The organism is Bifidobacterium platyrrhinorum (assembly GCF_010667645.1).
Lineage (GTDB): Bacteria > Actinomycetota > Actinomycetes > Actinomycetales > Bifidobacteriaceae > Bifidobacterium > Bifidobacterium platyrrhinorum.
On sequence record NZ_WHZV01000005.1, the window covers coordinates 52,362 to 76,514 of the forward strand.

At 61.2% G+C, this 24,153-nt stretch carries 26 protein-coding genes and 6 tRNA genes; 23 read left to right on the top strand and 9 right to left on the bottom strand.

Translation table 11 applies throughout. From position 1 onward, the window contains the following. Positions 1 to 64 precede the first annotated feature (64 nt). From GFD21_RS06690 to GFD21_RS06730, 9 genes are all read right to left on the bottom strand, one after another. Complete coding sequence (locus GFD21_RS06690) at positions 65 to 409, bottom strand: hypothetical protein (protein ID WP_225431712.1); 345 nt, start codon at positions 407 to 409, stop codon at positions 65 to 67. Next, positions 406 to 603 (bottom strand): hypothetical protein, encoded by a 198-nt coding sequence (locus GFD21_RS06695; RefSeq protein WP_163197175.1) that lies wholly within the window; start codon positions 601 to 603, stop codon positions 406 to 408. The genes GFD21_RS06690 and GFD21_RS06695 overlap by 4 nt, the downstream gene beginning before the upstream one ends. After that, positions 603 to 896: a hypothetical protein gene (locus GFD21_RS06700; protein WP_163197177.1), complete on the bottom strand. Its 294-nt coding sequence runs from the start codon at positions 894 to 896 to the stop codon at positions 603 to 605. Before GFD21_RS06700 ends, GFD21_RS06695 begins: the two co-directional genes overlap by 1 nt. Before the next feature lie 167 nt (positions 897 to 1,063). Further along, positions 1,064 to 1,633 carry a hypothetical protein gene (locus GFD21_RS06705; RefSeq protein ID WP_163197179.1) on the bottom strand — a complete coding sequence of 190 codons (570 nt, stop codon included), beginning with the start codon at positions 1,631 to 1,633 and terminating at the stop codon, positions 1,064 to 1,066. A gap of 96 nt (positions 1,634 to 1,729) precedes the next feature. Further along, on the bottom strand, positions 1,730 to 1,930 hold the full coding sequence (locus GFD21_RS06710; protein ID WP_163197181.1) for a hypothetical protein: 201 nt from the start codon (positions 1,928 to 1,930) through the stop codon (positions 1,730 to 1,732). A 111-nt stretch (positions 1,931 to 2,041) separates the two neighbouring features. Continuing rightward, positions 2,042 to 2,242, bottom strand: coding sequence for a helix-turn-helix domain-containing protein (locus GFD21_RS11455; RefSeq protein ID WP_163197182.1), 201 nt, complete (start codon positions 2,240 to 2,242; stop codon positions 2,042 to 2,044). A 470-nt stretch (positions 2,243 to 2,712) separates the two neighbouring features. Next, on the bottom strand, positions 2,713 to 2,979 hold the full coding sequence (locus GFD21_RS06720; protein ID WP_163197184.1) for a hypothetical protein: 267 nt from the start codon (positions 2,977 to 2,979) through the stop codon (positions 2,713 to 2,715). A 141-nt stretch (positions 2,980 to 3,120) separates the two neighbouring features. Further along, positions 3,121 to 3,366 (bottom strand): helix-turn-helix domain-containing protein, encoded by a 246-nt coding sequence (locus tag GFD21_RS06725; RefSeq protein WP_163197186.1) that lies wholly within the window; start codon positions 3,364 to 3,366, stop codon positions 3,121 to 3,123. Positions 3,367 to 3,744: 378 nt separating this feature from the next. Next, positions 3,745 to 3,966, bottom strand: a complete 222-nt coding sequence (locus tag GFD21_RS06730) for a hypothetical protein (RefSeq protein WP_163197188.1) — start codon at positions 3,964 to 3,966, stop codon at positions 3,745 to 3,747. Positions 3,967 to 4,718: 752 nt separating this feature from the next. Here GFD21_RS06730 and GFD21_RS06735 point away from each other — a divergent pair. From GFD21_RS06735 to GFD21_RS06845, 23 genes are all read left to right on the top strand, one after another. Then, positions 4,719 to 4,804: transfer RNA gene (locus GFD21_RS06735), tRNA-Ser, on the top strand. A gap of 177 nt (positions 4,805 to 4,981) precedes the next feature. Beyond that, positions 4,982 to 5,059 (top strand) — tRNA-Tyr (locus GFD21_RS06740). 130 nt (positions 5,060 to 5,189) lie between these two features. Further along, positions 5,190 to 5,274: transfer RNA gene (locus GFD21_RS06745), tRNA-Ser, on the top strand. A 4-nt stretch (positions 5,275 to 5,278) separates the two neighbouring features. Next, positions 5,279 to 5,352 (top strand) — tRNA-Trp (locus GFD21_RS06750). A 1-nt stretch (position 5,353) separates the two neighbouring features. Next, positions 5,354 to 5,426: transfer RNA gene (locus GFD21_RS06755), tRNA-Lys, on the top strand. A gap of 122 nt (positions 5,427 to 5,548) precedes the next feature. Continuing rightward, positions 5,549 to 5,622: transfer RNA gene (locus GFD21_RS06760), tRNA-Thr, on the top strand. 96 nt (positions 5,623 to 5,718) lie between these two features. Beyond that, on the top strand, positions 5,719 to 6,063 hold the full coding sequence (locus GFD21_RS06765) for an HNH endonuclease (protein WP_163197190.1): 345 nt from the start codon (positions 5,719 to 5,721) through the stop codon (positions 6,061 to 6,063). Positions 6,064 to 6,182: 119 nt separating this feature from the next. After that, positions 6,183 to 6,566, top strand: coding sequence for a hypothetical protein (locus GFD21_RS06770; protein ID WP_163197192.1), 384 nt, complete (start codon positions 6,183 to 6,185; stop codon positions 6,564 to 6,566). A gap of 35 nt (positions 6,567 to 6,601) precedes the next feature. Then, positions 6,602 to 7,060, top strand: a complete 459-nt coding sequence (locus GFD21_RS06775; protein WP_163197194.1) for a phage terminase small subunit — start codon at positions 6,602 to 6,604, stop codon at positions 7,058 to 7,060. After that, positions 7,060 to 8,967: a hypothetical protein gene (locus tag GFD21_RS06780; protein WP_163197310.1), complete on the top strand. Its 1,908-nt coding sequence runs from the start codon at positions 7,060 to 7,062 to the stop codon at positions 8,965 to 8,967. Before GFD21_RS06775 ends, GFD21_RS06780 begins: the two co-directional genes overlap by 1 nt. Positions 8,968 to 8,983: 16 nt before the next feature. After that, a complete protein-coding gene (locus tag GFD21_RS06785; protein ID WP_191996882.1) occupies positions 8,984 to 10,639 on the top strand; it encodes a hypothetical protein in 1,656 nt (551 codons plus the stop codon). Next, entirely contained in the window at positions 10,639 to 11,715 is a 1,077-nt protein-coding gene (locus GFD21_RS06790; RefSeq protein WP_163197195.1) for a hypothetical protein, read from the top strand. The genes GFD21_RS06785 and GFD21_RS06790 overlap by 1 nt, the downstream gene beginning before the upstream one ends. A 15-nt stretch (positions 11,716 to 11,730) precedes the next feature. Beyond that, a complete protein-coding gene (locus GFD21_RS06795; protein WP_163197197.1) occupies positions 11,731 to 12,258 on the top strand; it encodes a hypothetical protein in 528 nt (175 codons plus the stop codon). Positions 12,259 to 12,269: 11 nt separating this feature from the next. Next, positions 12,270 to 13,082, top strand: a complete 813-nt coding sequence (locus GFD21_RS10980) for a hypothetical protein (RefSeq protein ID WP_191996883.1) — start codon at positions 12,270 to 12,272, stop codon at positions 13,080 to 13,082. 68 nt (positions 13,083 to 13,150) lie between these two features. After that, complete coding sequence (locus GFD21_RS06805) at positions 13,151 to 14,209, top strand: major capsid protein (RefSeq protein ID WP_163197199.1); 1,059 nt, start codon at positions 13,151 to 13,153, stop codon at positions 14,207 to 14,209. A 9-nt stretch (positions 14,210 to 14,218) separates the two neighbouring features. Continuing rightward, positions 14,219 to 14,647 carry a hypothetical protein gene (locus GFD21_RS06810; protein WP_163197201.1) on the top strand — a complete coding sequence of 143 codons (429 nt, stop codon included), beginning with the start codon at positions 14,219 to 14,221 and terminating at the stop codon, positions 14,645 to 14,647. Between the two features lie 13 nt (positions 14,648 to 14,660). Beyond that, entirely contained in the window at positions 14,661 to 15,185 is a 525-nt protein-coding gene (locus GFD21_RS06815; protein ID WP_163197203.1) for a hypothetical protein, read from the top strand. Then, positions 15,173 to 15,523 carry a hypothetical protein gene (locus GFD21_RS06820; protein WP_163197205.1) on the top strand — a complete coding sequence of 117 codons (351 nt, stop codon included), beginning with the start codon at positions 15,173 to 15,175 and terminating at the stop codon, positions 15,521 to 15,523. Before GFD21_RS06815 ends, GFD21_RS06820 begins: the two co-directional genes overlap by 13 nt. Next, entirely contained in the window at positions 15,516 to 15,983 is a 468-nt protein-coding gene (locus tag GFD21_RS06825) for a hypothetical protein (RefSeq protein ID WP_163197207.1), read from the top strand. The genes GFD21_RS06820 and GFD21_RS06825 overlap by 8 nt, the downstream gene beginning before the upstream one ends. An 83-nt stretch (positions 15,984 to 16,066) precedes the next feature. Further along, positions 16,067 to 16,684, top strand: a complete 618-nt coding sequence (locus tag GFD21_RS06830; RefSeq protein WP_163197209.1) for a phage tail tube protein — start codon at positions 16,067 to 16,069, stop codon at positions 16,682 to 16,684. A 105-nt stretch (positions 16,685 to 16,789) separates the two neighbouring features. After that, positions 16,790 to 17,236: a hypothetical protein gene (locus GFD21_RS06835; RefSeq protein WP_163197211.1), complete on the top strand. Its 447-nt coding sequence runs from the start codon at positions 16,790 to 16,792 to the stop codon at positions 17,234 to 17,236. Positions 17,237 to 17,331: 95 nt separating this feature from the next. Continuing rightward, positions 17,332 to 17,649, top strand: a complete 318-nt coding sequence (locus GFD21_RS06840) for a hypothetical protein (RefSeq protein WP_163197213.1) — start codon at positions 17,332 to 17,334, stop codon at positions 17,647 to 17,649. A 54-nt stretch (positions 17,650 to 17,703) separates the two neighbouring features. Then, the gene (locus GFD21_RS06845; RefSeq protein ID WP_163197215.1) at positions 17,704 to 24,114 is read left to right on the top strand and encodes a hypothetical protein; all 6,411 of its coding nucleotides are present in this window, start codon (positions 17,704 to 17,706) and stop codon (positions 24,112 to 24,114) included. Positions 24,115 to 24,153 lie beyond the last annotated feature (39 nt).

Here is a 24,153-nt window from a genome sequence, read left to right on the forward strand (position 1 = left end):
GACGACGGCCGCGTAAACGGCCACCGTCAACATGTCCGACACCACATCCCACAGGCGACGCATATCACACCGTCCCCTCTTCAGTGGCTTCGGTATAAAAAACATAGTCGGCGTTGTCCGTGTCGAACATTTCATCGAGAAACTCGCTCAAGCCGGCCAAATCCTCGGTGTTCAGAATCTCGGCGATGCGCGAAGCCTCGACACCGTTTCCTTCCACCATGTACGCGGTCTCGGCCCAATACGGCTCACCGTCAAACGCTGCCATGTACTGTTCCTCGGTCACATAACCGGAGTCGCCCAGCCTGTAGACGCCTTGGTACGGCTCGAAATTCTCATAATCGCAGAGAGGGAACAGCCGGGCGTCAACGCGCTCCACCATGTCCATAACATCTTTAGCGGTAATCATCATGCCACCGTCCTGTCATTGCCCTGGGCCATACGCGTCCAATCGTCCGCGTCGATCTGCTCGCAATCGTCCAAACCATGCTCACGCATGTAGTCACGGGCTTCATCGGCCCAAGCGTCCACATCCCAGTCAGACACCGGAAAACCGCTGTTTTCGATGAAGTCAGTGATAAACACCTTGATATCGTGCAGATTCATCAGGCCGCCACCTTGGCGAACGGCGTGGTGGTCAACGCCTTGAGCTGCTTGTAGGCGAGCATGAACGACGCGGCGTCGCGATCACTGTCCACACAATCGTGCGTAATCGAGTAGACGGTAGCCAAATGGGGGGAAAGCTCGTTGTAATTGTCATCGAACTCACGTGCCAACTCACCCATGTTGGGCCAGTTGTCGGGATGGTCGTACATGTCCCGGTAGATGAACCCGGCTTGAGCAATGAGGATGTTGGCGAACATGACGGCCGACTTGCGGTCAACAGGCATTGAAACCATGATGCACCTCCATTAGTGCGAAATAATCGGAAATAACCGTAAATAATCGGAAATACTGGGTTGAATTTGCCCTGATTAGGACAGATGAAGCACGGTATGAAGCGCCGTGCGACGCTAAGAGAGACAGTCAGACAAGCGCGTCGAACGACGCGGGCCCCGTTGACCGGTCACGCCACCTCCGCATACTCGCCGGCATAGAGTGCCGCCGCCTCGTCGGGCGTGTTCGCGTAGAATCCGCCCATGGCGTCAACAGTCTCCCACGTGGTCATCGTGTCGCCTACGGCGTCCGCCCATTCATGGAGTTGCTCCAGTTCGCACAGGTACACGTCACCATCCCAGAACATGCGGAGTTCCTCGTTCACAAACGACTGCAACTCGTTTTCGGACCACTTGTCAGACGCGATGACGAACGTCGCCCAACACCCTTGATACGGGCCGTTGTACTCGGCGACAACGGACGCCATGCCCTTACGCGCGTAATGCTTGCGCACAGCGCACACCGCATCATCCACCGCATCCTCTTGACTGTAGGTCAAGGCCGCGTAACGCACATCACACACGCTCGAGTCGCATGTGTCCCAAGTGCTGGTGTCCAGGAAGCCGGCGTCGATCGTCACGCACTCGATATCCCCCGCGTACCGTTGTACAGGATTGTCGAACTGCAATGCGTCCAAGTCTTGATACACGTTCACACGCGTACGCTCGTTAAAATCGACAGTGCAAAGAATGTCACGCATGATACACCCTCCAGTGGTGTGAAAAGTTGAATGATTGAATGTGCCCGAATGGGCGGTGAAGCGCGGTATTAGTAGCGCCGCGCGACGCTAAGAGATTCAAACCAGTACGGTGTCGGCGTACTGTTCCGCTTCTGCCAAAGTCGTGCAGTATCTGCCGTACCCGGCTTCTACCCACATGCCGAACTCACGCCGGTAGAACGTGGCGTTGAATGGGTAGGCCGCGGGACCATCGTCATAGACGGTGACGCACTTTCGGCCGTCCGCGCTCAGTCGCGTGAAAACCTCGTTTTTGGACATGATTGACCTCACTTTCCTTGTGAGGCGTGCTATGATTAGCAACGCCTCAATAGCTGAACACTGTTTGTTGGCACGCGGTCGCAAGGGCCTAATCTTGCGGCCGCATTTCTTTTAGTCGGGGTATCCGTCCGTAAGGTCGGACGGGTGACACCCGAGGGCGCGGGATAACCGCAAAGCGTTGTCGAGCGTCATCTGATGGACGTCGTAGACGCCGCATTCATAGCCGCTCAATGTCGTGCGCGCTATCCCGGTCATTTTGGCTAGCTTGGCTTGCGTCAAGCCGGCGCGCTGCCGGAGTTGTTTCAATCCCAATGGCTTACCTCCCAGTGTGTTCGGCTATACCATTATGACAGATTAATCTATCAACGCCATGCGCAAAACACCACCGTGAGATGCACGTGGGAGATTGATTAACTCGTTGGTTGATAGAATAACCTATCAATTTCGGGTAAGCAAATCGGCGTGTCGCAATTAGGCCACGGCACGCCGATAGAAGACAGTCAGGCCGAAGCAAACTCACGGACCAGCGCATGACGCATAACCGTATCCACGGACACGCCACGCTGCTTCGCCACGGAATCCAACATAGCCGACATATCCGCACTAAGCGAAAACGTTCGACTCACGGGATCAGCCGGCGAAACATCGAACACAGGGCCGGAAAACACACGGCCCGGCGTCCCGCCGCAATCCCCGTTATCCGCAGCTTCGGCCCACTCGTCCAACATTGCATCAGTGACCACGCGGCCACCCTTAGCAACAAAAGACATAACAACCTCCAATCAAAACATGTGCAACTCGCGCAACACCTTCGGGGTCGCACGCATGGCATGAAACACATACCATCTGTCCGACTCGTCCAATACTGCGACCATTTCCAGCAAACGGCCGTTCTCGTCGTATCCCACCGCCACATATTTCAGCGGGTCGGTACCTTCGCGCGTCATGAACCGGACAACATTCCGCCACGCCACGCGTACCGAATAATCGGAAACATCGGGGTGCCTGTCATGAACGCGGGAATCTACCACGATATCGCCAATCGGCACAACCACCTCCTAAAACTCGATATTATCGAGCGTATCCCGTCTACCTTGGAACACGCCCCGAGTCCCTTACCCTCGCCATAAAGACGGTGAATAAGGGTAGCCACGATAATGGGGCGCATGGCCGCGCCACTCGGATAGGGCTCACACCTGACTATCGTCAGTGTTTTCTTTTGGGCCATTGCCCTCAATGAGAAGCCGCGCCACATTATTGGCGAGCCTTGCATGTCCGCCGGCACGGAGCATTTCTAATGCCGTGTCGAGCTTCATATTTCCAGCCGGACGTTTGCCTACCTCATACTCAGATAGCCGTTGCTGACTCACACCGGCCTTTTCCGCGAACTGAGGTTGTTTAAGTCCCTTATCTTCTCGCAATTCCCTGATTCCCATTGACCCACCTCACTTATACCGGTGGGTTCGATTCTATCAATCGCAGGCGGCGTTTCTGATGCCATCGCGCCGCGTTCTCTCAGCGGCCACCGCACTACTCGCGGGAAACTCATCCCGCTTCACTGTCCTCACGTCACGCTCTCACCGTGACAATGCCGGTACCTTTATCGACCATGTGTGACGCGCGTTCATCCCGCCCGGTCGCTTGGAGACCTTGGGATTACTAGCCGCGCTGGACGGACCGACGTTCGGCAACACTGTTTAGTTATCAAGCGTTCATGTCACGCGCCTACCTCGCTCGCACCATGCGAGTCCGGTCGGTGGGACTAGTGCGCGACTGGGAACTTGCACCCCAGCTGGGCCACTGTGGCCGCGCCGTCAGGCCGCGAGCTCGTGCCATATCTCGCACGCCATGTTCTCATACCAGTCGGGGTACTCGACGTCGCCGTACTCTCCGACGATGTGCATGGGTATGTCGAGCATGTCGGCCGCGAGGTTGAGCGTCGCATCTCGCGTCGGGATGAAGCCGAGGTAGTCAAGCCGGTTGATTGCCCTGACCATCGTCGTCCTGATTTGGTCTCTGTCTGCCGTGGTGGTCATCTGTCTGTCCTCTCTGTGGTTCGTTGTTTTGTTGATGGCTTCATCATATGCACATCAGAAGTGATGTGCAAGTCAAGACAATGAGACACCATTCAATCCCTTGCAATCACTAGCATTCATCGGCGTGTCGCACCTACGACAAACCGCGCACATACTGTATCTATATAAACACGAGACCGTTGTATATACAACAATCCCATCCCGCAACAATAGAACAAACGTACAGCCAGGAATGCACACCACACGAACAAACGTACGAACACACCAAACCTGAGCCACCACGACTCAACCTCACAAGGTTGAGCCACGACACGTCAAGATTGACAGACACGCGGCCATACACGTATCCTCGCGCGCCCGCACGCATACGCACGCCCATACGCACGCCTACGCGGCCGCACGCCGGCATAGACGCACGCGGCCGCGCTCACGACTGACCACCCCCGTGGGAGAGGGTCCCCCGGTAGAGCTGTGGGGGCCGCTGAGCCAATGGTTCTCGCCGTGAATGCGTTCCCGGTTGGTGAGTGGACGAAACGTTACATGGCTCTGCAACGTGACAGGCCACCCAAGGCGTGTTAGGATAACCTTTGGTTAATAATGCAAGTTGAGGGTCGGTTCGGATGCCGGCCCTTTTCTTGTATCTGAAGGCTTGCCGCGTCCTTGACAATCAAGAAAACCAATCAACTCGAATTCCTTGGATGCTTGTTTTCCTGGCTGACATTGAGAAAGCAAACCGATTGGGCGCGGCGTTTGGATGATTGGCCGAGTGGCTTATGGCACTCCCCTGCTAAGGGAGTAACGGCAGTGTCGTTCGCAGGTTCGAATCCTGCATCATCCGCGTAATGGTCAGGTAGGCCGGTCAAGGCTGTGACTGTCGAACGGGGTTTGACCGCCCGTGGTTCGGCGTCGTGCAGAATCTCCGCACGGCACAAGGTGCTGGCTCCCCGCTTTGGTGTGGGTAGACGCCGGTTGAGGAGTGCCCTATCGGGTCGGGGATGCTGGAATGCGTCCCCATGGCGGTATGCACGTGGAGTGCGCGCGGCCTGTAAAGCCGCTGCCTATGGCACTGGGGGTTCGATTCTCTCTGCCGCCACAATCGCAATGTAGTTCAAGTATCCGGCTGAGTACTGAGGCTGAACACCTAGGCGGCTGCGGTAGCGGAGAACGTCGGGTCGCTCCCGGAAATCGTCGTGTATAGATCGCGCGACGCATTGCGAGACTTTGGAGAGGCCAGCCGATGGGTGGCGGCGACTGTTTCGAAAACAGTTTGCGCGTATGCGCGTGCGGGTTCGACTCCCACTCTCTCCGCTACATGCCCGTAGTTCAGTCCAGTAGAACGCCGGTCTCCAAAACCGGGGGTCGCCGGAGCGAAGCCGGCCGGGTATGCGCATCATTAGCTCAATGGTTAGAGCAGGGGCCTTTTAAGCCTTGGGTTGCGGGTTCGAATCCCTCATGGTGCACGACCGCTGCAGCGCGGTGTTTGGCGGTGTGCTGCATTGCATCGCCGTATGCCGGATGGAGACTTCATACTCCGGGCCGGTGTGATAACTGAATAGGGCGTGGCCGGCCGGCGCGCCCGTCTGGCATTGTAGCTCAGTCGGTAAGAGCGGGCGCCTCGTAAGCGTCAGGTCGTGGGTTCGAGTCCCACCATTGCCTCTAGGCGTCGTCCTGATCGCAGGTTCTTCCTATCACTGCGACCCTTCTCCTGCTGCGCAACGGGCGACGCCGCCCCCTTATATATAAGGAGTCGATATGGCCTGGTCGAACTCGACTCGCAAGCAGCGGTTCAACCAGCATTGGGAGCGGACGCGCAAGCTGATCCTGGAACGGGACCATTACCAATGCCAACGGTGGATCACCGACTGGCGGACCGGTATCAAGCGTAAGTGTCTGTATCCGGCGAACGAGGTCGACCATATCCACCGTGCCAAAAACGGTATGCCGGATGACGACAGGCCGGAGAATCTTGAAGCGCTCTGTTCCTTCCATCACAAGCAGAAGACGGCGCGTGAGAGCGGCGAGGCTCGTGTCGAGAAGCGACGGCGCCGGGAGGTGGAGTCATGGTATTCCCACCCGGCTTATCGGACTCCTGTCTGATTCCCGGCTGTGGCGAGCCGGTGCATGCGAAGGGCTTGTGCCGGTCCCATTACGACAAGCAACGGTATTCGGGCCGTCCGGTCCGTGACCGTATGAGCCGGGCCTGTCTGGCGTGTGGCGTGTTCTTCGAAACGGAGCGCAAGGACAAGCTGTTCTGTTCGACGAAGTGCCGGGTGCGTTGGTGTCGGAAACGCAAGCATAGCGAGTTTCCGATGGAGAAGAAGCCGACGCCGTTGAAGCGCAGCAGGTATCGGATGGACAGGCCCCGCAAGCCGAGGTCGAATGTTCCGACGGAATGGTTCACGTTGGATGACGTGTGGGCGAAAAGCCCGAACTCGTGCATCCTGTGCGGCGAACCGTTGGACCGGTCGTTGAAGCCTTGGGATGCGATGGCCGGAGTGCCGGATTGGATAGTGCCGCCCAAGGATGGCGGCGAATTGACGTTAAGCAATCGAATCATCGTTCACCGCGCGTGCTGGAGCCGAAAAGCCTCGCACTCGTGATGATGCCCGAAACGGGCGGAAGGCGAGCGTGGATCATGGCCGGACAGGGGCGTAAGGCAAGCAAGTCCCAGATTCCCGTGCTTCGCGCGGATGGGAAGATTCGCGGGCGCGAGTTGGGTGATCCCGGTTTCCTTCTCGGCAAGGACCGGGACGGCGCCGACAAGCAGTGGAATCCTCGCGTGCTGCTCATGTGGGACAACCTGCGGCGCAGCCCGCAGGCCCAGCGTATGGGAACCGATCTCGACTGGGATTACGCCGAACTGATGATGGTCGCCCTGAACATCTTCTTCGAGACGCACCGGTGGGAGATGCTGTCGGAGGTTCGCCAGTGGATGGCGAAGATCGGCTACTCGCCCGCCGACCGTAACGCGTTGAAGTTCGACGCGCCCGCCCCCGACGATCTGGCCGTGGGCCAGCCGGGTTCCTCTTCCGGCAACGGCATGGACATGGAGGAGTATTGGGCGCAGGCTGACGCGGTGATGGGCGGTGCGTGATGCACGACATCATCCCACGTTTGAAGCCGGATGAACTGCGTCGCTCCCTTGGCTGGATTGCCTGCTGGTGGATACAGAACTTCTGCGTGGTCGGTTCCGAACCGGCGTATGACTTGCCGTATGAGTTCAGCCCGGAGTACATGGAATTCACGTTCTACTGTTATGCACTCGACAAGTATGGGCGCAGACGGTTCAACCATGTGTTCCTGAGTCGTCCGAAAAGCTCGAACAAGTCGGGTCTGGCGGGCCTGTATTCACTGTTCGAGTCGTTGGGCCCGTGCAGGTTCCTTGGTTGGGCGAAGGGCGGGGAGACATACACTTTCCTCGGCCGCACGTACACGTATCGTCCGGGGGAACCGATGGGCCGTCCCATCCGTGGCCCTAACATCCTGTGCTTGGCGAACGCCGAGGAGCAGACCGACAACATCTATTCGGTCATCAAGAACAATTGCGAGATGGGCCCCCTGTCGGCCTTGCGCGGCTACGGGCTGGACGTGGGCGAGACGCGTATCCTCCTTCCGGAGGGCGGCTCGATCAAACCGGGCACCGCCGGCGCGGCGTCCAAGGACGGCGGCAAGCAGACGTTCGTGCCGATGGATGAGTCCCATCTGACGGTGCTGCCCGCCGGCAAGGCCATGTATCACACGGTGAAGCGCAATCTCGCGAAGCGTATGGGCGATGCGGAGCCGTGGCTGTTCGAGACGACGACCATGTACCGGCCTGGTGAGAACAGCATCGCGGAGGAGACGTACCGCACCGCCCATGATATTCAGGAAGGCAGGTTGAAGCATGACCAGCATCTCCTGTTCGACCACCGGTATTCCGATCTCCCCATCGAGGACATAGCCAAGCCCGACAAGCTGAGGAAGGCGCTGTACGAATCGTATGGTTCCGCGGCGAAAAGCCCCGACGGGCGGGATTACATCTTCCTGCCCGATCATCGCATGGTGCCAGTCGATATACATGGGCGCAGCGAGGAGGGGTACACGCTCATGTCGCCCGGCGTGGAGCCGGGGCCGTCCCGTAAGGGGTGGGTGGATGTGCGTGGCCCGATTGCGGACATCCTCGACCCGTCGTCCGACGTGGGCGATTCTGTCCGCTACTATCTGAACTCGCTGACCAGCGTATCCGACGCATGGATAGCTGAGCCGTTGATCCAGAACCATCTCGCCGGCGTCAACCTGTTCGCGGGTCTGCCGGAAGGCACCGACTTGGACGAAGCGGCGGTATGGCGAGAGGTCATCAGCGAGGACGACGCGATCACCCTAGGTTTCGACGGTTCCCTATCCGACGACGCGACCGCCTTGGTGGGCTGTCGCGTCAGGGACGGCCTGTTGTTCCTCATCAGGTTGGAGCAGAAGCCGGAAGGCCCCGAAGCCGCCGGTTGGCGTGTGGACGTGGATGCGTTCGACCGTGCCGCGCGAAGCATGCTGGACGATTACAACGTGGTCGGGTTCTTCGCCGACCCGCCGTATTGGCGTGACGTCATCATCGGCTGGGAGCGTGACTACGCACACCTCGACCTCGTGGGCAATCCGATGGACCCGATGATGGTGAACACGAACCAGCGCAACCAGATGATGCCCGCCTATGTGGACGTGCATACCGCGTTCTCGAAGGAGTGGGAACCGACATCGGATGACGACGAGCCGGTCATCGGCGACATTGCCCTGTTGGCCGACCCGCGTTTCGTGGCCCATTGGCGGAACGCACGCCGTAAGAACTTCCGGCAGACGAACCCGGACGGTTCCCCGCAATACATGGTCTACAAGGAAACCAAGAACGGTCCGTTGAAGATCGATGCGTGCATCGCCGGCGTGCTCGCCTACATGGCGCGCATGCGCTACCTGTCCCAGCGTCCGCATGACATGCGATTGCGTACGCACGTTACCCGAGTCGAATACTAGAGAAGGTTGGTGAGACATGGCCGCTGAGCTTGAATCGCTTATCCCGGACGATACGGAGCCGGGCGGCGACGGCGTGGTATTGACCCGTCTCGCCAACCGTCTGGTGAACCGCATCCCCATGCTGTGCACGTTGAAAACGTTCTACGACGGCAAGGAGACGGTGCCGACGAAGGCCGTGCCCCGCAACATGGACGTGACCAGCAGCGCCATCTACCGCAGGTTCGTGGACATCTGCCCCATGAACCTCGCGAGCACGATCGCAAACGCGGTCATCACGTCGCAGAAGCCGACCGGTTTCCGACTGGTGTCGGACAAGACGATGCGCTCCACGGACGCGGACGACATGTGGCAGTCCAGCGGTATGAACCTCAAAAGCCTGAACATGCTTAGGGATGCTGCCATCTACGGCGCCGCCTACGCGCAGGTGTTCAAGGTGCCGAACCCGTCCTATGTGGTGCGGCTCAGCCCGTGGAATACCGTCGTGTCGGACGATAAGAGCGCTGCCATCGTCTACGGTTTCGACATGGACAACCTACAGGAACGTATCACCCTGTATCGCCTTGTCCGAAATGACAACGGGGACGTGACCGACGTGTATTCGAGGACGGCGGTACGCGAGGCCAAAACGCGAACCTTATACTCCGATTCAACCGATGACGAGGAATCCGTCTATGCGACAGCCAATGACGACACCCAGAAACGTCCGGCCTTGCAGCCGCAATTCCAATGGCTCAGCGCGGCTGACTCGGAGCCGTATGACTTCGCGGTCAAGTGCGGATGCCTGCCCATCGTCCAGTTGAAGACACCGACCGGACGGGGGTGGTTCGAACCGCACATCCGCACGCTGAGCGCCATCGACCAGCAACGGTTCCAGCGCTTCTGCATCCAGGAGATGCAGGCGTTCAAACAGCGTTGGGTGAGCGGCGACCTGCCCGAGTACTACACGAAGCAGGACCCGGCCGTGAAGGCGGGCCGTGCGCGCGCAGGCGACAAGATCGACTACTCGACCATGTTCGAATTGGGCCCCGCAGCCTTGTGGCTCATGCCGAAGGACGCGAAGATGGGCGAAAGCTCCGTCACCGATATCACCCCCATCGTGAGCGCTGCGAACACCGACATCAAGCAGTTGGCCGGCGCGTCCGGCACGCCGCTGTCGATTCTCAGCCCGGATGTGTCCGGCAGCGCCGAGGGTGCAAAACTTACCACCCGCATGCTGCGTCTGAAGGTGCAGGACATGAACGCACGCGCCAATGACGCGTTCGTATTGCTGCTCAGGATGGCGCTGACTGCGTCCGGTGAAAACGGCGACGCGTATCAGGAACGATTCGAGACGATGTGGGAGCCGGTCGAGACCCCGTCCGACTTGGAACAGGCTCAGGCAGCCAGTTACGTGAAGGGCCTGCTGCCGGTGAAGACCATCATGCGCCGGTTCCTGAACATGAGTGAAATGGACATCGCCGAAGCCATGCAGGATTTGCAGGACACGGCGTTCGCGACCGCGCTCAGCCAGGAGAACACGCTGGTCAACGGCAAGACGTCCCAACAGTCCGCACCCACGTTGGACACGGCTTTCGGCGCCACGCTCGACACCAGCCTCGCATCGGATGGCGGGACGTTCGACATGTCCGCCGATACCGGCGAAACGCTGGATTCCGATAACGGGGCCATGTGATGGCGACCGCAAGCCAGACGTTGAGCGTGCTGGAGCAACAGCGCGAAGCACTGGTGGACGCGTACATCCAACGCGCATGGAACATGTGGCGGTCGCTCGACCCCGCCGACTGGTGGAACGACGCGATCACACAGGGAGTCGGCGCGTGGATAACGCAGAACCAGATGGCGTTCGTCAAGGCCATGCGCCGGCTGGGCATCAGCTACGCGGACATCATGCTGCGCATGGTCGGCGCCACGCCTGACGGCCAAGTGCCCGAATACGTGGTCACGCGCGACAACACCGACCCGTGGGCGGTGAGCGTGCGACCCTCGGACGCATACCGGCAGATGGCGGTACGCGATCCGACCATCCGGCCCGAAGCATGGGACAACCTCGACAAGGAGGTGCAGATGGCGGTCGACACATGGCTGAAAGCGGCCATGACGCGACTGTCCACCAATGCGAACGCGGACGGCCAGATCGCGATGAACGACGCGGCCACCCGCCGGTTCCGTGGTTCCGGCATCAGGAAATACCGGAGGGTCATCCATCCGGAGATGTCCAAGACCGGCACCTGCGGATTGTGCGCCGTGGCGGCCACGAACGTGTTCGGCACGGCGGACCTGCTGCCCATGCACGACAACTGCCGGTGCACCGTCGCCCCCATCACGGCCGGCAACGACCCCGGACTACTGCTCAACCGCGAGGACCTGGACAGCATCTACAAGGCGGCGAACAACTCCACGAGCGCCGCCGACCTGAAACAGCTTCGCGTGCAGGTGATGAACCACAGCGAGCTCGGCCCCATCCTCACCCAGAAGGAATGGCGGCAGAAGTACGACGACGGCACGCCCGCACCCGAATGGCATCGACCCGACCTGAACATGACCCGCAACGCCTACACGCGCATGTACATGCGCGCCAAGGAATTCCAGAAGCATTATCAAAGCGTCATGGATTCAGGCGAGGCGGAACAGTTCAGCTTCGAGGGCCGCTCCTACATTTTCCGCCCCTCGGGGCATTTGAAACAGGCCATGGCGTATCAGACGGCGTGGCTCAACTATCTGCGGTCGAGCCTAGGGCTTGCCGCCTGACGAAAGGAAGGCCACATGGCCGACAACGAGGAAACCCAGACCACGCCGGACACCGAAACGGGGCCGCAGGTCAAGCCCGAAACGGGCGCGGACGAATCCGCGAACGTTCAGGCCGAACCGCAGACCGATTCGGATGAGGTCGCCAAGTGGAAGGCGATGAGCCGCAAGAACCAGAAGCAGTCGGAGGCGAACCTCCACCAGCTTCAGCAGGTACAGGCGGAACTCGCCCAGATGAAGACCGACAACGCGCGCCTGACCGCGAAGAACACGCATCCGCAGATCACGGACGACGTGCTCGCGCTCTGCTCCGAAACGGAGCCCGACAAGATTGCCGCATGGGCGGAACAGTACGCGAAGCTCAACCCGGTCAACGCCGGCGAAGTCAAGCCGAAGCCTGCGCGGAACGACCCCGAAGCCCTCAAGACCTCACTGCTTGCGGAGAACCCGCAGGGCGTGACCAATCCGAAGCCCAAGCGCGGCGATGCGTACAAGCGTTCCCAGGAACGCCAGAAGTCCCGCCGCCGCAACCATAAGACCAACTGAAAGGAGCCGATATGGCTGTCCCCATTGAAATGGTGCATGGCACCGGCATCACCACCGTCGAGGAGAACAACGAGTGGCGTTTCGGCGAACAGGAGGGCGGCGTGGTCTCGGTCACGCTCGTCCCCGAACTGTTCAACGTCGCCGACGAGACCCTGAAGGGCAAGTACCTGACCGGTCTCGGGCCAAACGCCACGACCATCTACATCCGTTCCGGCATCCCGCTCGCCCTCATCACCAGCGGCGAGAACACGGGCGGCTACGGCCCGTATGACCCGGACGCGACCGACGGCCGCCAGACCGCCATCGCCGGCCTGCTGGAGTCCACCATCGCCGTGAACATCACCTACTCCGGTTGGGATGTGGACGACGTGTACGTGGGCATGCGCTACCGCGGCGACATCGTCAAGAGCAAGCTGCCGGTCGTCCCCGCCGACGACGCGGTGTGGGGCGGCGAATTCTACGACGTGGAGGAAGACAAGGTCACGGCCCTGTCCGGCATGAAGGCCTCCGCCACGCCGACCACGCCGACCATCGCCGACGGTTCCGTCACCAGTGCGAAGCTCGCCGCCGGCGCGGTCAACACCGCCGCCCTTGGCGACGGTCAGGTGACGGGCGCCAAGCTCGCCGCGAAGACCGTCACGAAGGACAAGATCGCCGACGGCGTGATCCCGACCGTGCCGGCCGCGCCCACGTGGGCCAACCTGTCCGGCAAGCCCGCCGCCGCAGCCGCAATCCCGGACCCCACCGCCGACACCGACGTGATGGCGAAGCAGAAGCTCATCCTCGCCGCGCTGCGCGCATGGGGCATCATCGCCGCCAAGTGACGGCTCACCAACCGCTTCGAAAGCCCGCCTGACCGGCGGGCTTTCCCATATCTGAAAGGATTCATCCAATGGCTTTGGACAAAGACATCTTCCCGCCGAGCGAAGCCACCGAGGTCGCCCAGTCGGGATTCGACTACGTGAACGGCCTGACCCCGTTCTCCAAGGTGTTCCCGATGAAGTCGAACGACGGCGAGTGGGTCGCGTCGTGGACTCCGAACCTGCCGACCCTCGCGACGAAGGCCATGCAGCGCCGTGCCCTCGACGCGGAGATCGGCCACACGTCGATGAAGTCGCAGACCGCCGAACAGCATACGGGCCTGATCGCCCTGTCCGGTAAGGACCACATCACCGAACGTGATATGGCCAAGCACGCGAACGACAAGCAGTTCATCCACGACACCGCGGAACTGAAGACCGAGCATCTGGGCCAGACCGCCGGCGTGACCCTTGAACTCGAACGCATCAACGCGATGATGAACGCGAAGATCACCGTCAAGGAGAACGGTCTGAACGTGACCTACTCGTTCGAACGTCCCGCCAAGCAGCACGATCAGGTGCCGGGCGTCCTCTGGTCCGATGCGAAGGCCGACCCGGTCGCCGACGTTCAGGCGTGGATCGAGACGATGCGCAAGAACAAGGGCCGTGTCCCGCACGCCGTACTCACCACGTCGAAGGTCATCGACGCGCTGCGCACCAACGAGAGCTTCCGTACCGAGATTTCCGGCATGGACATCGAACACTCCAAGGCGCGCCTGTCGCGCGACGAGGTGCTGTCCGTTCTCGCCACGCAGCTCGGCCTGACCGAGGTGCGCATGATCGACCTCATGTACGAGGACCTGGAACTGGACGGCGGTTTCAAGATGGACGTGGACACGACCACGCTCATCCCGGACAAGACGTTCATCATGTTCCCCTCCTACAACGACGCCACGCTCGGCTTCACCGCCGACGGCCCGACCGCCGAAGCGCAGAACTCCGAGTTCGAAATCAACAAGACCGTCAACGAGGGCCTTATCGGCGCGCTCATCTCCCATCAGGCGCCGTCCAACTACGACATCTGGGTCAACGGCACCGCGCTGCCGATCCTGCAGGACGCGGTCAGCACGTTCAAGGCGAACGTCCTGTAAGGAGCACGCATGGCGACCGTTGCGAGCATCGACTGGCTGAAATGGATGCAGGTGAACCTGCTCGACCAGCCCGGCCTCGCCGACGCGTATCCGAACGAGTGGATTCTGTCCCGCTGTCGGGTGGCCGCCGAAATGGCGGTCACCGAGTCCAGCAACACGGAACCCCGTTTGCAGTCAGGCGACCTGAGCGAGGAGACGTTCGCCTACGTGGTGTGCAGCATGGTCATCCGGGTCATGCGCTGGAGCCGGTTCAAGACCGAATCGAACGGCAACTACTCGTACACGGAGCATGACCCCCAATCGAACCCGCCCGGCTACGACGCCAGTCCGAACCTGTACGTGAGCAAACGCGAAAAGCAGTTGCTCGACGGGTACGCGGACGGGCGCGGCCCGATAGGCACAGTCGGTCTGGGCGTCCAACGCATCTACGGACTGTGAACGGAGGTGGCTCATGGCCGGAATGGACTTGAGGCACCTGTACGACGACACGGACGTGGACGCGTTGGGCGGAGGCCACCTGTACGACGATGCGGACGTGGAGCCGCGCATCACGGACGACCTGCTGCACCGGGACATGATCGTGGTCCAGCCGATGCGCCTGTCCGAAACCCCGTACGGTTCCGGCACGGTCCCGGACGGGGACGCGTCCTACGCGTACTGTTCGTTCGAACCGCGCATCAACAAGAACTCGACGTTCTCGAAGAACTGGGCGCAGGACACCACGCCGCAATCCTACGGCGGATTGCGCGAGGACGCGTTGGCGATCGTTTTGGCGCCGGAATGGCATGGGGACATCCACACGCAGTTCTGGCATGGCGACGACTGTTACGAGGTCGACGGCCCGCCCATGGAGATGAAGCATTCGTCCAAGCAGGCGTACCACTGGAACATCACGGCCCGTTGCATCGGCCACGCGTCGGATGCGGGCGTGAAGCCGCCCGTTCCTCCCGAAGGGAGCCGCACATGGGGTACGTGAAACTGAAAAGCCCGAAACGGTTGAACACGGACATCGCGATCCTGTTCGGCGCGAAAGCCACCGAACCGATCGGGTTGAAGGTCGAGGCGAAAGCCAAGGGATTGGCGGACGCGAAAGCGAAACACTCGTCCGTGGCCGACCGCATCGACATCAGCCATCACGCGCACGGTTCGCATACGGCCGTGGTCATGTCCGTCAAGGGACGCGACAAGTCGCAGATCGCCTCGCACTTGGAGTTCGGCTATTTCAACCGGTGGCTGGAACACAAGTACGGCATCAAAAGCCCGTTGGCGTGGATGCCCGGACTGCACATCATGTCGGAGGCGAAGTATGTCTGAACCGGTCATCCATGACCTCGCGGTACGCGACCAGTTGGACGCGATGGGGTTGACCCGCCTGTACCTCGACAACATCCAATGGAAGACGCGCGACTTCAATCCGGTCATCCAACCCGAGGTCACGCCCGTCACGGATTCGCTTCTCTTGACCCGTGACGTGATCCTCTACCATTGCGGTCCGCCCACGCAACCCGACTGGAACCTGAAGGCGTGGATATGGCGGTACACGCTGCACCTGACCGTGTTGGGACGCGACCCGGAACGCGTGTTCCGCTTGTGCGCGTACCTGAACCGTTGCATCGCCATGTGGCCCCACCTGCCCGGCACCGACCTGGGCAAGATCGGCCGACTGGTCGACAATCCCGGTTTCGAATCCGGTTCGACCGGAGATATGACCAGTTCGAAGAGCGTGGTCGCATGGCATTCCACGAAGCTCATCCAGGCGGCCTCTCCCCGCTGACTCCCCTTATATCCAACACAACACATCGGAAACCCCGTCGGCCGTCCGGCCGCGGGGTTTTCGCATATCTGAAAGGAACCATCATGGCACTCGGATTCCATGACGAAAGCGTGATGACCGCCGTGCGCGGCGCGGTGTTCGTCGGCAATCCCAACCAGCTCATCGACAAGGCCCTGCTGCCGAACATCACCGTGGACTCGGAATCGTTCGGCACCGGCGCCGCCCTGTTCGAGAATCTTGGCCACATGAGCGAGGACAACCTGCCGGAGTCGAACCTCGACGGCGGTGACGCGACCGTTCTCGGCACGTGGGCGAACCCGTCGTTCCGTACCCGCTACGACCAGACCACCGGCACGTTCACCCTGCACGCGGTGCAGTCCGACCGCGACCTGTTCAAGCTCGTGTACAACGGCGTGGACGATGCGGCCAGCGGCGGCGTGGACTTCAGCATCACGAAGAAGGCCACCAACAAGAGCCTGTTCCTCCTTTGGGCCGACACGGACACCAACGAGCGTGCGGGCATGCTCCTGCCGAACGTGGACATCACGTTCGACGCGCTGCCGACCCTGAACCAGGATTCGTTCAACCAGATCGACATCAGCGTGACGGTGAAGACGTCCAGCGCCCTGAACAAGAACGCGGACGGCAGCGCGAACTACGTGCGCAAGTACTTCCAGGACGCATTCAAGACCGCCGCCTGACCCCCCTGATTCTTCCCGGCCCGCGTGTCCTCCTATCCGCGCGGGCCGGGACCTCTCTTCCCCGATAGGAGACATTCGATTCTTTTTCAGATAGGAGACACCATCATGGCCGAAACCAAGACCAACGAGACCGAGGAGCAGCGCCTGCCGGAAACGTGGGCGGAACTGAAACGCGAACCGTGGTTCAAGGACGTGCCGCAGCTCGCCAAGCCGTCGAAGCTGACCGTCGGCCAGTCCGCGGCGTTCGCCGTCACCCAGCAGCGCCTCGTCGAACGCGACAGGAAGCTGCGCGACATGGGCATGTTCAAACCCGCTGACAAGCGCGAGGACACGTGGGACGAGGCCGAGGCGACCGTACTCATCGCGGAGATCATCGAATACTCGAACGTGTTCTACCGGAGCATCGCGAAGAAGCCGGACGAATGGGACACGTGGACCGAGGGCCGTGACTTTATGAACCTGTACGCGGTGTTCACCCAGCTCACCATGTTCTACACGAACGCACTGGGAAAATCCAGCGACTCGAAAACGCCCTCCACGAGTGCCGAGTAGAGCTCCAATCCGACTTCCAACACTATTACGGCATCCCGTTCCCCGACCTGCCGACCATCCTCGAACACCATGACCCCGCATTCCTATGCGCATTGATGGACGGATTGGAAGGCTATGACGGGAGCCTGTACCGGGCATGGATGACCACGCATCATCCGCTCCCCCACGTCAAGGGCGACGACAAGCAGATGCGGCTGTCGCCTGTCACATACGGCCAATTGCAGATGCTCGCCCTCAACCAGGCGAACACGCTTGAGGCGATCCGCGTCATGCTCGCCCGACTCATGGGCGACAAGCGCACGAAACCGCATCTCATCCACCCGCCTTCGGACGGCAAGGAAACAACCAAACCCGCCGCCCCCACAAGGGCCGGCACGCTCCAGGGCGTGAACGCGTTCATCACGGCGTTCTGACACACGACCCCCGCCACCAATGGCGGGGGTTTCTCATTCTCCGGGAGGCCCACCATGGCATTGTATTCCGCCGGCGAGGTCGGCGTCGACGTCGTCCCCGACACCAGTGGGTTCTGGGCCATCCTCAACGCGGAACTCCACTCCCGCCATCCCGAAGTGCACGTGGACGTGGACACGCGGGACGTGGGCAAGGCGCAGGCCCAGCTCAACCATCTCGACGGGCAGACGCTCACCAGCACCATCAAGGTCGACGGCGACTATTCCGGCTTGCACAAGTACGTACAGCAGATGGATGCCGCCGAAAAGCAGATGCGGCGCTTCCAGCAGCAGTCCCAGTCTGCCGCGAAGTTCGACGCCCGACCGTTCCTCGTCGGGTTGAAGAGCATGCAGGACGGTTGGGGCGCCGCCAACAAGCGGATGCGCGACGAGTGGGCGAAGACCCATGACTCGCTCGACATCAAAGCCCCGTCGAACAGGGTCGAAGCCCAGCTTGAAGCCATCGGATATAAGTATGCGGCCCTCGGTGAGAAGAACACCGCCTATCAGAAGACGTTAGACGATCTGACCTCGAAGCAATCAGAGCTGTGGGCAAAGACCCGTGCCGACATGGAACGGTTCGCGGCCGAACAGAAGAAACTGACCGACGAGCAGGTCGCCAATGAGAAACGTCTGGCCGAAGCCGTCACCCGCACCAACAAGCAGCGTGGCGCGTGGGCTTCTCAGGCGACGCAGGCCCAGAAGCGTCTCGCCGAAGCCGAAAAGGAACTGGCCGCCGCCCAGGCGAAGGGCGACAAGGACGCGGCGAAAGCCGCCGAAGAGCGTATCGCCACCGAGAAGGCGAGACTTCGTCAGTATGAGAAGAGCACGGACGCTGCCGTCAAATCGTTGCAGAAGGTGCAGCGTGAGACCCAGAAAACCTCTGCCGCGATAGACAAGAGCCTGGCGAAAATCCAGAAGAGCATGGATTCGACGGCGAAGAACGCTGAGAAGGCGTTGAAGCCGTTGAACGCGGGCGTGGAGAAAGCGGTCTCCGGCAATCTCGATCTGTTCAGGAAGGCTGGCGCGGAGTTCGTCAAGGAGATTCACGCGACCGCCGAACAGACGCGCATGGCGTTCGACCATTCCGGCCCGCTCACGTTCCTCCATAATCTCCAATCCGCGTCCAATGATGCGGCCAAGGAGCTGAAGCAGCTACGCGAATCCGAATCGGAGACCGCACGCACGCAGTCCATGCTCGCCGAGGCGTTCGATGATACGACCAACGCGATGCGCGGCAACGCGAAAGCCCGCACCGCAATGGGGAAAGCGTTCAGCAAATCCTCGTTGCGCGACAACGCGGCTCAGACCGCCGAGCTCACGAAACGCCTCGACGAACAGAACGGTGAACTTGATTCGCTGATCGACCATTTCAAGAAGGCCAAGAAATACGGGCTCGGCTTGAGTGACGAGTTCGGCGACATGGGCAAGCGAATCAACGCGGCACGCGACCATATCGCCGGATTGCGCAAACTCGCGGAACAATCCCCCATCAGGGCGAAGTTCTCCCTCGACACGCTCGGCTGGGATAAAACCTACGCAAAGGTTCTCTACGACGCCAAATCCCTTGCGCGTGAGCTTGACCGCGAATATGAGCTGAAAATCCGCATCGACAGCTGGAAGGACGACGCGGAACGACTGGAGAAGCGTCTCGACCAGTTGAAGCACCAGCGGCTTGATGTGCCGGTCGATTTCGAGATGGACGAGAAGCGCATCATCGAGCGGATGCGCGAGGTCGCCGCTGAAATCAAGGCGAACCCCGAGCGCGCCGTCGAACTGGAAGCGAACCTCGAGCTCGACATGAAGCGGGCCGAGGAGAAGCTGAAGAAGTTCCGGGAGAAGAACGACGAGCTCAAGATGGACCTCGATCTTGAGACCGCGTTGGCCCGCGCCCACCTCGCGTACTTCACGCGTCCGCGCACGGTGGACATCTTCGCGAACTTCAAGGGCACCGACATGGGCAAGATCCTCGCCGGCATGTTCTCTGGTTCGACCGGTTTGAAGGGCGTGGAGAACCAGTTCCAGCGTCTCGTGAACCTCATGGATTCGTTGGACACGAAGGTCCCGAAGTTCGCCCTGTGGGGCAGCGCGCTCATGGCGGTGGGTGCCGGCGCCACGAACCTGGCCGGTTCCATCGGCGGCGTGGGCAAGAGCCTCGTCAGCCTGTCGAAGGCCGCGTACGCGGCCCCCGCCGCGTTGGGCACGGTGGCCGCCGGATTCTACGGAATCTACGCGGCCGCGCAGGTCGCGGGCGACCGGTTCAAACTCGCGAACACCGCATTGAAGGACCTCCAGTCCACGGTCGGCAACGCGTTCTGGGATGAGGCCACGGATGCGATCACCCGCATGTCGAACACGTTGGGCGGCGATTTCGTCCGCAATCTCGCGGAAGTGTCCGCCGAGGAAGGCCGCATGGCCGCCGGCATGGCCGACATCATCACCCGGGCGAACGAGGCGGGCCGCATCAACGCGATGCTCGACCACGCGACCGACGCGGTACGCAACCTGCGGCCCGGCGTCGAAGCGGTCGTGGACTCGTTCACCTCGCTGGGCAGGGTCGGCGGACAGTACGTGCCCCAGTTGACGAACTGGATCAGCCAGAACCTGACCCATTTCGCCATGTGGGCCGCGGAGGTCGAATCCGACAACGCGCGCGTGGAATCCGCCATGCAGGGCGTGAAGGAACAGGCCGGGTATCTCGGCTCGTCCATCGGCTCCCTGAAGGGCATCTTCAGCGGCGTGTTCGGCACGCTCGCCCAATACGAGAACGGCATCCAAGGATTCAGCGAAGCGTTGGAGGCCGCCGACAAGGCCGTGAACAGCGTCCGGTTCCAGGATTCGCTGACCGCGTGGATCGACGGCGCCCAGCGCGCGCAAAGCATCGTACGCAACTCGTTCTCCAGCATCGGCGAGGACGCGTATTCGCTTCGCAACGAGGTGTACAACGCGTTCGTGGGCGCGGGGCGTGTGGTCGGTTCCACGATGGAGAACATCAGCCAACTGCTTGCATCGAGCGGTGCGGGTATCCGTGATTTCACGGACGGCATCGCGTCCGGCTGGTCCCGGGCGATGGACGCCATCGGTGACAGTGGCCCAGTGTTCTCGGAACTGCTGTCGATGGTCGGCTCGCTGGCGGACACGTTCGGAGGCACGTTCGCCGCGTCGTTGAAGGCGGCAAGCCCGATGCTGCGCGTCATCGCTTCCGCCACGTCCTCGATCTCGGAGGCGTTCAACAGTCTGCCGGAACCGGTGAAGGCCGCTGCTGGCCTGTGGGTCACGTTCGGCCGTGCGGGAAAGACCGCGATCACGAGTCTGAAGACCGGCATGCTGCAGAACATCCAGCAGACGCTGCAGTACAAGTCGACAATGCAGCAGTTGGGCGTGACCACGAAGCAGACTGCCATAGGGTTCCGCGAACTCGTCGCGGCGATGGACAGTCTGCGTCGCGGGCAGGTGTCCGGCGCGCTGAGCGGCAGCATCACAGGTGTGAGACAGTTGGGCGACAGCGCCGAGGAGGCGACCGCCAAGGTGGAGGGCGTGGCGGCTGCGGGTCGTGAGGTGGAATCATCCACCACGGTCATCACGTCAAGTTCCCGCAAAGCCGCATCCGGCCTGAGCGAGGCTGGCGAGGCCGCGTCCAAGAACGCGGGCCGTCTGTCCGCCGTGGGCGGCGCGTTCAAGTCGGCCGGCTCGCTGGCGAAAAGCGCAGGCGGGCTGATAGTGGATGCATTCGGCGGACCGGCCGGATTGGCCGTCACCGCCGGCATGGCGCTCGTCACCACCGCGATCAGCGACTACAGCCTCAAGGCCCAATCCGCCGAAACCGCTTCGCAGAACGTGGCTGACGCGATGAAGAACATCGCCACGTCCGCGCAGGACACGGCGAGCTCGCTGGGCGTCGTAGGCAAGGCCATCAAGGAAAACCTTGAGGATCCGAACTTCGGCGAGGACGGGCTTCAGGGGTGGATGGCGTCCCATACGGGCGGGGCTCTCTACGGCCAGTTCAAGGATGCCGCATCCGCGGCGTCGAAACTGGGGCTCAGCCTGGACGACATGGCGAAATCCGTGGCCGGCGGCAAAAACCAGTACGCGGCACTTACCAAGAAACTGCAACAGTACCGGAAGGAGGCCTTAAAGAACCGCGACGAGACCGGCAAATCCATCAAAATCGACAAGGAGAAGATGGATGCGGTCAACAAGGTCGCGGACGCCGCCAAGAAAGCCAACGATCAGGCCTTGGAGGAAGCCAAGACCACGGCGAAGAACAACGGGTATACGGAAGCGTACGTGCAGAAACTGTACGACATGGGCGAAGGCTACGACCAGATCGCGGCCAAAACCCAGTCGGCAACGCAGAAGGCCGAAAACTACGCGACCAGCCTGAAACTCGCCGCCCAGAACCAGCAGAATCATTCCAACGCGTTGATCGCCGCACGTTCCGCCGGCTCCCTCTACCAGAAGACGCTGGACGGCATGGGCGACACCATCAAGCAGGTGAACGCGCTTGCGGCGCAGGGCCAACAGGTGTGGGACGATCAGGCGAACGATTTCAACCTGACGACCGAAGCCGGCCGGTTGGCGTCGGACGCGCTGGGCACGTTGGCAACGAACGCGAAAAGCTACGTGAACGCGATGATCGAATCCGGCGACTCGCTGGATGACGTGAACGCGAAGAACGACAAGATGCGCGAATCGTTCTACAACACGGCATTGCAGATGACCGGCAACGCCGATGCGGCGAAAGCGCTGACCGACCAGTACATGATGACCCCATCCGAAGTGGAGACCACGTTCAAGGCCCACTTCGAGAACGCGAAACTGGAACTGCTCCAGTATCTCGCACTCATCCGGGACACGTTCCCGGACGGCAAGGGCGACGCCATCTACAACGCGATCGTGAACGCGATCACCAGTGGCGCGGTCACGGACATCACCGGCCTGCAGCAGCTCGTGCAGAAATACACGACCGGCAACTATCAGGCCGTGGTCACCGCCGACGGCACACAAGCCCTGTTGCAGATGTCGACCATCAACCAGTTGGGCATCGAATTCGACGGCGAGAACTACAAGACCACGCTGAGCGCGGAGGACCTTGCGTCCCCGCGCATCGACGAGGTCGTGGCCGCATTGTCCGCAAGCGGATTGGATGGCAAGACCATTCAGATGATCCTGCAAGCGCAAGGCGACGCGAAACTCACCATCGACCAGACGCAGGACTCGTTGACCAAGCTCGGCGCGTCCGCCGATGACATCAACATCATCATCAACGGTCAGGATCATTCCAAGGCCGAGGTGGACGCCGCCATCGAGAACGTGTCCAAGCTGACCGGGTTGAGCAAGGACACGATCAGGTTCATGATCGAGGCGACCGATGGCGCGTCCAAACCGATGGAGGACATCCAAAGGAAGAAGGTACCGCTGGCGAAGGGCGCGTCATTCGACATCACCGCGAACGACGACGAGGCCAGTGTGACGCTCGCATCCTACAAGGAAAAGGACGGTCAGACCATCGCCGAGTCGAAGGTGGCGATCACCGGAGACGACCAGGTGACGCCTGTCGCGGACTCCGCGAAGCAGGCGATATGGCTGATCCCGACCCAGTGGGGCACCCTGTTGGCCGCGTCCGGCGATACCGCCGATGTCGCCAACGCCGCGAACACGGCCGTGGTGGCGATTCCTCAGGAGTGGCTGTCTTCGATGTTCGGATATGACGGCACATCCGCGCCGGCGAAAAACGCGGACGGTTCCGTTAGGAACATTCCTCCGCAGTGGGACTCCCAGTTGCGCGGATTGGATAATACGTCCGCTCCGGCCAAGAACGCCGCCACCGCGGTCAAGAGCGTCCCGGAATCCCGGGAGTCCCGCATCGCCGCCAAGGTGAGTGGGCTTGATGCTGTGAAGTCCTTGTCTTCCGCAATCGGCGGTTTGGCTTCCAAGACCATCAGCATCGTGACCAACTTCATCACGCACGGCTCGCCGTCGTCGGGCCATCTTGCCACCGGCGGTCGAATCCTCGGCCCGGGCACGGCTACGTCCGATTCGATTCCGGCGTGGTTGTCGAACGGTGAGATGGTGCTCAGGGCCAGTTCGGTTCGCAAGCTGGATGCGAAGTACGGTCGTTCGTTCCTGAACGCGTTGAACGCGTACGGCGACGTGGACAGGGCCTTGCGCCCGTCCGCGTTCGCGTTGAACGCGCGTCGTCGCAATCAGGCGTACGCGACCGGCGGCAGGGTCAAGGCCGGCGACATGTCCTGGAACATCGAGTTGAATCCGGTCGTCAAGGTCGAACTGCCCGATGATTCCAAGGGCACGCAGATCACGAACAATGTGAGCATCGACGGGGTGCGTGCTTCGGACCGTCAGATCGTGGACGCGGTGCAGACCGTGATCCAGGTGGCGGGGCGTACGCGCAACATGCGCGTCAGGTGAAAAGGTTGCGGGAGCCGGCCTCATGGGGTCGGCTCCCTC